Raw genomic sequence first — 9,132 nt, forward strand, 5'->3', positions numbered from 1 at the left:
ACCGATGGAGCCACAATTGTCGCAGGCGACGCATCCGGTCGCGTATATTTCCTACGGCTAGAAGGGATAGAACCATTCACATAAATTTCTTACGCGATCGTCGGCGAGGCAGAAGTTGCCCGGTTCAAGCAGATTGCCGATCGTTGCCCCGTTTTTTGATTTCTTCGTGCTGACACGGAATGAACCAGGCGATCGGCTTGATGCGGTAATTTGATCGAGCGGCAGCAGACTTATCTGTTCGCGACTCGCACCGTCGATCGAAGCCGCCACCAAGAAAATTAGCTAATTTTTGTGTGCGCTAAAGTCAGGCAAGTGCAGTATAAAATCAGGGATTTGCAGTATAAAGTCAGGCAAGTGCAGGTTTTTGCACGGGCTGCATTTTACCTGCATTTACCTGAAAATATCCTGCAAATGCCTGACTTTTTCGGTCAAATTACTGCTTTTTTGTGTCGAGCGTACATTTGCCTGTTGAGGCTGGTTATGGCTGTTCTCTCTCGGTAGCAAGCAATGGTTTTGTCCGTACAAAGCTTTATTTATTACTTTTAAAGAAAAACAATGCACCTCATGAATGCGGAATCTTAGCCGCCTGGTCAGGTTTAAGACTTTCTTAAGCTTTAATGACAAATGTAGCTAACTGTAATACAAATTAAGCTGAATATTATACAGCTATAAAAAATAAGAGGGAGAAAAGAGCTGACAACGCCCTCGCCTGTCGAGCAAACACTTTAAAAAGCAAATGGATAGATTGTCAGTTATTGAGTAGCGCTCGCAACCAGTTATCCTCAAATGGCGGGGGTCACTTTACGCCCCTAGTTGGCTATTTTGGGGTGAAGTTGAAAGTAGTTATAGATTTATAAAATGAGATAAACTCAACTATTTTTATGACTATGAAGCTCAATAAATTTCCTCAACAGCAGCAAAATCCGAGACTTTCGAGTCGGCTGGAACTGAGATTGTCTGACTCAGACTACAATCAAATCAAAGCCAGAGCAGAGCAAGTCAATTTGAGCATGAGCGACTTCATGCGCCGCGCCGCATTGAGGAGAGCAATGCCGCGCCCTCTAGCTGCATTTGACTTAAAAGCCTATCAAGTTTTATGCAAGATTGATGCCCAATTGAGAATTGCAGGAAACAACCTCAATCAAATTACTAAAGCTTGCAATAGTGCTGTGATATTGGGAGAACCAGTTGTTGTCAATACAGGACTCTTAGAAAGCGTACAGCAACTCATTCGAGAAAATGGGAGTGCAATTAAAACAATAGTTGCAAACCTTGCCAAATCTACAGTACGCTAATTATTAACAAGCCTCGGCTTTACCGCCTGAGCAATCGATTCTGTGCAACTGACACCTTTTCGGTTATGATTGGCAAACAAATCAAAGGTACAGGCTTTCGGGGCTGTCTAAACTACGTACTAGGTAAAAAAGACGCCGCTCTAATTGGCGGTACTATGTGCGGACAAACTCCTGAAGAACTCGCTGCTGAATTTGGGATCGCCCGACAACTAAGACCTAACCTGAAAGTAGCAGTTTTTCACGCCACTTTATCTGTTGATAGCACCGAAAAACTAGAAGATTCTGAAGAAAATGACCAACGCTGGCTGGCGATTGCAGCCAACTACATGAAAGCGATGGAATTTGACAACAACCAGTACGCAGTTGTCAAGCACAGCGATACAGAACACGACCACATCCACATCGTCGCCAGTCGCATTTGCCTAGATGGAGGTGTTGTTGACGATAGCTGGGATTACTACAAAAGCCAAGAAGTAATTCGCCAGCTCGAACGGAACTACAGTCTGGAAACTGTTACACCTAGTTGGGAAGCAGATAAGCGAGCTCCGACTACAGGAGAACACAGGTACTTACAAAGCAAGGGAAACAAGAGCGTCAGAGTGCAATTGCAAGACCTAATTGATGAAGTCACCCAAGACAACCCAAGTATGCCAGAATTCGTTGAGCGGTTGCAGCAACAAGGCGTAGAGGTGCAAGTCGGATTGACTCGAACTGGAATCGGCTTCAGTAAAGGCATTTCTTACAAGTTAGATGGAGTCGCTTTAAGTGGCACTCAGTTGGGTAAAGCCTACACTTTTTCTGGATTGCAGAAGCATCGAGGGATTAGCTATGACCAAGGGCGAGATAACGCCCTAATTGAAGCTTTAATGCAGCCACAACAGTTAGCTATCGCCCCCAGCGAGGCAGAGGAAAATGAGTTAGAGTCGTCACAATCCGAGTTAGGAGCAACCCTATCTGCAACAGCAAATGAGTTAGAGTTGTCACAATCTGAACTCGCAGCAACCGCACCTGCAACGAGTGCAACAACAAATAAATTAGAGTTGTCACAATCTGAGCTAGAAACAACCGCACCTGCAACGAGTACAACAGCAAATGAGTTAGAGTTGTCACAATCTGAGCTAGCAGCAACCGCACCTGCAATTCCTGCAACAGCAAATGAGTTAGAGATGTCACAATCAGAGCTAGCAGCAACTGCACCTGTAACTCCTCCAACAGCAAAGGAGTTAGAGTTACAACTGTCAATCCTGCCAGAAAGGAATGAAACTCAGTGGCAAAAAGTGCGCTCGCATCTAGCAGTCGAGTACAGTTTACCTTTAGAATTGCTCGATTTATTGCACTCTCATTCTTGGCTGTATGCCAACTCAGAAAAGGCTGTATTTACAGGACGGACGCTTGAGGGGGAAGCCCGGTTCGCTTTTGTTCTCGATGAAAGAGGCAACTTTACTACAACCCATTCCCTGTCATCTGAAGCTGCTTTCTGGGTAGCCACTACTGGAGAAATTGAGCGAGCTGTGATTGCTTGTAACCCAATAGAAGCCCTTTCAATTTTGCTTATTGAACAGGAAAATAACCAGGATAACTCTACAACACCACCACCCACAATTTACCTAGGAATTGAACGAGCTTCACAACTGCCTATAGAATTCTTACAAGAACTCGATAGCGTTATTATAGCGATTGCAGAAAATTCTCAGCTCGCTCGAAATGCGCTTGCGCTGCTACCGAATGCAGAACTTGTCAATCCACAGTCAAGTTGGAATGATATCTGGATACAATTAATTGAGCAAGAACAGCAAAATATTCAACCAAATAACCAACCTTATAAACAGCGCATCCAAGACATCGAACTGGATTAATTGTTGCTACCTTAAATTTGTCTAGAATTTAAACAAAGTGCTTAGGTTCATAAAACAATCAATATGTTTGATAAAACCTGTTGATCAATACTTCGGACAGTTTTTTAACGGCCCTGTAAGCCTAGGGCGAGGAAGCCCTGCCATTTTTTACGCATTTTCTGAAACGAGTGCGCGCTTACTTAAACCTTGAAAAAATAGTCCAGCATATAGCCAGTAATGGTTTCGGAGACTCGACTAGATCTAAAACTGTCCGAAGTATTGCTTATGGGACAAGGATTATGTGGTACATTTACGCGATACATTTCAGACATTTTGGATTTCTCCGACACCTGAAAATACCTCGATAGCATCACCCGCAAGGGTGAAGGGCGTACCCGCCAAAGCTTTTAGCATGATACCAAAAGCACCGTTTGCATCCCGGTCGGCAATATAACCGCACTCAGGACATTTAAAGATTTTGTTGCCGCCTAATCTGGCATGAACGTGACCGCACTTGCCACAGGTTTTAGACGTATAAGCCTCGGAACGTTTCTACGACTAAGACGCCGGAACGTTTAGCCAGAGCTATTAGTAACTGCTTAAATCTGTAATGGCTCCAAGTTAGCATTGACCGTACAGATTTAGTATGAATCCGCCTTTTTGCTCTCAACACCAGGGAGGATGTTTCAAAAGTGGGGATAAACACCACCTTGTAATTACGGACTAAGTAACTAACAGTTTGGCGATGAAGTTCATCCACTTTCATTGCGAACATCGAGCCGGATTTTATCAGCAGCACGAAGTAAAGAACGGCGTTGCTTAGTCCTAACTTGTTTTTGGTAGGCACGGCTAATTAATGTGTCAAGGTGAAAGCATAATCTCACGATTCGCTCTATGTCTCCCTTGCCAATCTCTAAAACCGTTTCTCCGTCGTAACCAGTTAAAAATGTTCGCACCCCAGGATCGAGGGCAATTACCTTATTCTGGGTAGTTGTTTCTGTGGAAATATGCTCTGGAACCACAGCCGTCCCAACGTCGCCTGTCTCGCACTAACTGGGTGCCATACTCGCAAGAATCTGGCAGTGGTTGGGAAGAGTCAAAACCACATCCTTTGGTTAGTTGAGGGAACCAAGTGCCTTTGATGTAATTCCCCTTTTTAAATTTAATGGTTGCTACTGATTGGCGACAACTACGAAACTTTGCTTCACCCTTATTGGCTTTCGCTTGCCTCCAAGCGTCGTAAGCATCTTGTACAGCGTTGGCTTTGGGGTGTCTCGGTACTGTTTTCAACCAATCTGGCAAATCCTTAAGGATTTGGGCTTCTAAATCATAGCTGTTACCTCGAAAGCCATTTTTCAAAGCCTCTATGCAACGGTTATAAACAAAGCGACAACCCGCCAACCAATGTCGCCAAATTGAGGTGAGCTTGCTATCAGGATAAATCCGAATTTTCTTCACAGAGTTCGGCGCTAATTTCGCTGTCAATTTCTGTGCGTGTCGTTTTTTGTTTTTGTATTTCCGAGTCTTGCCTGAGTTGTTTTTCGTACTTACGGAGTCCGTAAAGCCTTGAGCTGAAACAGTGGACGACTGACAACATATCTTGCACGAGTTCTGCCTGTGGACTGTATTTTTGCTGGTAGAGAACCACGAGTTTACAATCGAATTTTTCACAGAGCCATTCGATGAGGTCGAAGCCAAATCGGGCAAGTCGGTCTTTGTGGGCAACGACAAGACATTGGATATCGCCGCTGATAATTCGTTCCAGAATGGCGTTAAGCTTTCGCCGCCTAAAATTGAGTCCCGATCCAATTTCTGTGATGACTTCACAGCCTGGGTAACTTGTAGTAAGTGCCTCAGTTTGTCTTTTGAGATCGTCTATGAGGCTGGATGTTGAGACTCTGGCGTACAAAACTGTAGAACGTCGAGCAAGCTCAGTTGTACCGGATTTTTGCTTGAGATATTCGGCAATATCGTAACGTCTTTGTCCTGCCTCGGTTTTGATGGTCTTGATGAGGCCATCTTCTGACCATCGGGCAAGGGTTCTGGGGTTAACTCCCAAAGCGTTAGCTGCTTCTCTTGGTGTGACATACGGCATGGCATTCTTCTGGAAGAACACTTTTTATTTTATTTGATTTTGTCCGATATGTCCACTATGTCTGTTAAAGTAGTGTAAACTGCTTTTAGGTTACACGTCTCACCACTACTTCCGTATCACTACCAAGCATCATAACTTGGCTGTACAATAAAGGGTTCTAGCCGTGGGTCGCCCGTATTCTTAGCCTCAAACGCTAAGGATAATGACTACACTTATTACCTAGCAAAGCTTTTAGGCTAGCGGACAGGTCTGTTTAGCAGACCAAGTAAGGAAAAACTATAAATATGGAAAAAAACTATACATTTCAATTCAATCCTTCCACTGCCTTAGAAGCCCTGAAAGCTGGTAAATACGACCCGCTTAACTTCTACGAAGCGCGTTTAGACCTGTTTAACCTCTCGGTAATGGCAGACTATGACCAACTCATTTGCCTACCCACATTAACTGCTATCGACAAATACTGGTATCAGATTGAAACAGCCCGAAAAGTCCTCAGACAAATGGGTGGACGGGCATTACTAGCGGATGAAGTCGGATTGGGTAAAACCATTGAAGCGGGACTAATCATCGCCGAATACTTAGCTAGGGGGATGGTAAAGTCCATCCTAGTGTTAACTCCGGCATCCCTAGTTTCCCAGTGGCAATCAGAGTTAAGTGACAAATTTAATATCGCTACTATCACCACAGATAACCGTGACCCACAACAACCGATAGACGAATTTTGGACAAATAATCCGCGAATTATCGCTTCATTAAACACGGCTAAGTCTGCTAAACATTATCTTCACGTCACCAGTCGTACTTGGGATTTGGTTGTTGTCGATGAGGCACACCATCTAAAAAATCGCAGTACCCTCAACTGGAAACTGGTCAACGCCCTCAATAAGCGGTTTATCCTCATGCTTACTGCTACGCCAGTGCAGAACTCCCTTGTGGAACTGTTTAATCTGCTAACCCTCCTCAAACCGGGACTGCTACAAACAGAAGCCGCTTTTAAAAAAGAATACGTCAATTCCAAGAATGGACGAGTCCCTAAAAATCCCGAAAAGTTACGCACTCTGATGCGGGAAGTTATGGTACGAAATACCCGCGCCCTAGTAGATGTCAAACTGCCCAAACGCTTCGCCACCACAATTACCGTTACCCCGGCAGCCGGAGAGGAGAAACTTTACCAAGACTTGAGCAAGTATCTACGTTCTTCAGAGGACAAACTAGACAGACTCTCCCGTACTAATTTGCTAATGCGAGCGGGTTCATCCCCTAATGCTTTAGCTGACTCCCTCAAGCAACTGACTATCCGCCTACCCGATGAAGAACTGAAGTCTTTAGCTGCACGAGCATCCCAAGTCAAGCAGGTCGAGAAAGCAAAAACCTTAGTAGAGATGCTCTCCAAATCTCGCCAGAAAACCTTAGTTTTCACAACCCATAAAGCAACTAGCACCTATTTAGCTAAAACGCTGCAAGCGGCAAATATCCCCTTTGCAGAATTTACTGGCGGAATGTCCCTTAAACAGAAAGATGAGGCTATAGCCGCATTTCGGGATAATGTTTCTGTACTCTTAGCATCGGAAACAGGGGGAGAAGGACGTAACATCCAGTTTGCTAATGCGATCGTTAATTATGACCTGCCCTGGAACCCAATGAAAATTGAACAGCGCATTGGTCGTATCCACCGCATCGGACAAACCCAGGATGTTTTTATTTTTAACTTCTGTCTCAAAGGCAGTATCGAAGAGTATATTCTGCGGATACTGCACGACAAAATTAATATGTTTGAACTGGTAGTCGGAGAAATTGAAACAATTTTAGGCAATGTGGATGATGAATTTGACTTTAGTGAAGTTGTCATGGATATCTGGCTTAAGCATCAAGTTAAACCCGAATTAGATCAAGCCTTTGAGCAATTGGCAGATAATTTGTTGAAAGCCCAAAAACAATATGAGCAAATTCAAGAACTGGATGAACAGATTTTTGGCGAAGATTTTGAAGCTTGAAAAATTGATTTGATTAAATATGTTATCAGACCCAATAATTACTACTTTAAAAAAAATTGTAGCTCTCCATGACGGAATAGCTGAACCGGCTGGGGAACACGTTTTAAATGCGCTGTTAAATGAAAACATAGCCTCGTTACTTTCTCTACCAGAAGAAGTAACTTTTACAACTATCACTGATGTACCTCAAAGTGTTTTTGTTACTTATCATTCAGAAGTATTAAATAAATTATCTGAACTATTAGCTGTCAAAGGGCAGATTAGTGCCTTGGGTGTAAAATTTGATGGCTATCTAAAAGCTACGGGATTTGACAAAAGCATACCAGAGAGATTCAAACCTCAAAATGGGTTAATTCGTTTTGTAGATGCTAAACCATCAACCACTCGCTACATTTTATGTAATGTGGCTTACACAGCGAATGCCGAAGAAAAAAGGATTGGTCTAGTTTCGTTTATTATCAATGAAATAACAGGAGTAACACCAGTACAAATTGGGGATGCTTTATTTTGGGAGTCTGACAGAATGGATGTGGATAATCAAGAAACACCATTTTCTATTCCTTTTGATGAGTTGTTGAAGTTAATCGAACATCAAAGTGGAATATTGATTGGAAAATCTTTAGAGAATTGGCAGGCTAAATTAACAAGAGCAAGAGCTAGGGATGAAGAAAGACTAAAGGATTATTACAACACGATTAGCTCTGGGATTCGCCACAAGATTGAGTTAAAAAATTTGATTGGTGATGAATTAGACAAAGAATTAGCTCGAATTGAAGCTACTAATAGAGAGCTAGATCGAAAATTGTTAGATATCCAAGAGCGTTATGCAATGAGTGTAGAAGCTTGGTTGCACAGTGCAATGATTATCCATCTACCTACAGTACATATTCAATGTGAGTTGCAAAGAAAGAAAACGAAACGGACTGTAACAGTAGTTTGGAATCCGTTCACTAAAATTATTGAACCTCTTTGCTGTGAATTATCAGGAGAACCTGTTTACGATTTCTATTTAGATGATCTATCAGCTAAAATTATCTCCCCGACAGTTTGGACTAGATAGGGGTATAGCCGAGATACGGGCTTTCCGAGGACACGACGTAAAGTTTTGTAACAATGCCGCTTTTCAATGTCCCTTCCGCCTAAAGAAGCTGCCAACACTCAGTCAGCTAGAGCAGAGTAGTATTACTACTCTGCCCTCGTACAGACCCAAAAAGCGGAAATCTTTTACTGCTAAACATTTCAGGCTTTGCTACTTCAAGTCATTTTGTCTTATATTTACAAAACTTTACGTCATGTCCTATTTTGGGCGTTGCTGATTTAGGGTATGAATGGCTAAATATGCAAGTCAGAGAAACCAGTATCCACAAAACTTCGGGATTTTCAAGTTATTTTTTTCATACCCTAATTAAGCGACGCCTAATTTCTCATCCTTCACAGGAAAGGTAAACCATTCTGTCATTGCGATCCCCTAAAAAAATCTAAAGGTCTAATAGGTTTAACTGTTTACGCAACTGTTCAACATTCTTGATTTTACTCCAGTCCACATCAGCCTGTTGTAACAGAGAAATCGCCACGCCCATCAAATGCTGAGGATACACTCGTTCTGCTGGTGGCACAGCTTGGGCGTTGTTGTCCCTAACAAGTCTGGCTGTATCTGCTAACCATTCGTGCTGGTTGCGAGTAATTTTAAAATTGACCGCAACCAGTTTCTCCTTGGAATTAGCCAGAGTCGCAGCTTCAACCGGAGGGTCTTGAGCGGGTTCCCTATCAGCTTCAATATCTACTGGTGCTGGTGACTGCTTAATTCCGGAAAACTGGCTCAGCTTTCCCATCCCTCCCATCTTACTTTTAGGTTTGTTCACGACAACCTCCACAATTTTTTGCATTCTTTAGCTAAAAACCGATAAGATGAA

At 43.0% G+C, this 9,132-nt stretch carries 7 protein-coding genes and 2 pseudogenes; 5 read left to right on the top strand and 4 right to left on the bottom strand.

The features are described from left to right. Positions 1-312: 312 nt before the first annotated feature. The 3 genes from QUB12_RS35555 (at position 313) to QUB12_RS35565 (ending at position 3,151) form a co-directional block, all read left to right on the top strand. A complete protein-coding gene (locus tag QUB12_RS35555) occupies positions 313-501 on the top strand; it encodes a hypothetical protein (protein WP_333310813.1) in 189 nt (62 codons plus the stop codon). A gap of 380 nt (positions 502-881) precedes the next feature. Next, a complete protein-coding gene (locus QUB12_RS35560; protein WP_333310815.1) occupies positions 882-1,295 on the top strand; it encodes a plasmid mobilization protein in 414 nt (137 codons plus the stop codon). Between the two features lie 65 nt (positions 1,296-1,360). Further along, complete coding sequence (locus QUB12_RS35565; RefSeq protein WP_333310817.1) at positions 1,361-3,151, top strand: relaxase/mobilization nuclease domain-containing protein; 1,791 nt, start codon at positions 1,361-1,363, stop codon at positions 3,149-3,151. 303 nt (positions 3,152-3,454) lie between these two features. On the opposite strand, the pseudogene QUB12_RS35570 reads toward QUB12_RS35565, so the two are convergent. The 3 genes and pseudogenes from QUB12_RS35570 to QUB12_RS35580 all read right to left on the bottom strand — a co-directional run bounded on the left by QUB12_RS35570 (position 3,455) and on the right by QUB12_RS35580 (position 5,225). Beyond that, a pseudogene (locus QUB12_RS35570) lies at positions 3,455-4,444 on the bottom strand (RNA-guided endonuclease InsQ/TnpB family protein). Between the two features lie 84 nt (positions 4,445-4,528). Next, positions 4,529-4,588, bottom strand: a pseudogene (locus QUB12_RS35575) (hypothetical protein); the annotation flags it as partial. Next, positions 4,563-5,225: an IS607 family transposase gene (locus QUB12_RS35580; protein WP_333310819.1), complete on the bottom strand. Its 663-nt coding sequence runs from the start codon at positions 5,223-5,225 to the stop codon at positions 4,563-4,565. The pseudogene QUB12_RS35575 and the gene QUB12_RS35580, both read right to left, overlap by 26 nt. 284 nt (positions 5,226-5,509) lie before the next feature. Between QUB12_RS35580 and QUB12_RS35585 the strand changes: the two genes are divergently transcribed. Continuing rightward, positions 5,510-7,219, top strand: coding sequence for an SNF2-related protein (locus tag QUB12_RS35585; protein ID WP_333106742.1), 1,710 nt, complete (start codon positions 5,510-5,512; stop codon positions 7,217-7,219). A 19-nt stretch (positions 7,220-7,238) separates the two neighbouring features. Then, positions 7,239-8,279 (top strand): hypothetical protein, encoded by a 1,041-nt coding sequence (locus QUB12_RS35590; RefSeq protein ID WP_333310821.1) that lies wholly within the window; start codon positions 7,239-7,241, stop codon positions 8,277-8,279. A 418-nt stretch (positions 8,280-8,697) separates the two neighbouring features. On the opposite strand, the gene QUB12_RS35595 is transcribed toward QUB12_RS35590, so the two are convergent. Further along, complete coding sequence (locus QUB12_RS35595) at positions 8,698-9,081, bottom strand: hypothetical protein (RefSeq protein WP_333310823.1); 384 nt, start codon at positions 9,079-9,081, stop codon at positions 8,698-8,700. Positions 9,082-9,132 lie beyond the last annotated feature (51 nt).

The sequence above is a fragment of the Microcoleus sp. B7-D4 genome, from assembly GCF_036705125.1.
In the GTDB taxonomy this organism is placed as follows: domain Bacteria; phylum Cyanobacteriota; class Cyanobacteriia; order Cyanobacteriales; family Microcoleaceae; genus Microcoleus.

Bases quoted from the DNA above. Each gene is read 5' to 3' on its own strand.
- QUB12_RS35560 (WP_333310815.1), top strand. From the start codon at position 882: ATGACTATGAAGCTCAATAAATTTCCTCAACAGCAGCAAAATCCGAGA.
- QUB12_RS35565 (WP_333310817.1), top strand. From the start codon at position 1,361: ATGATTGGCAAACAAATCAAAGGTACAGGCTTTCGGGGCTGTCTAAAC.
- QUB12_RS35580 (WP_333310819.1), bottom strand. From the start codon at position 5,225: ATGCCGTATGTCACACCAAGAGAAGCAGCTAACGCTTTGGGAGTTAAC.
- QUB12_RS35585 (WP_333106742.1), top strand. From the start codon at position 5,510: ATGGAAAAAAACTATACATTTCAATTCAATCCTTCCACTGCCTTAGAA.
- QUB12_RS35590 (WP_333310821.1), top strand. From the start codon at position 7,239: ATGTTATCAGACCCAATAATTACTACTTTAAAAAAAATTGTAGCTCTC.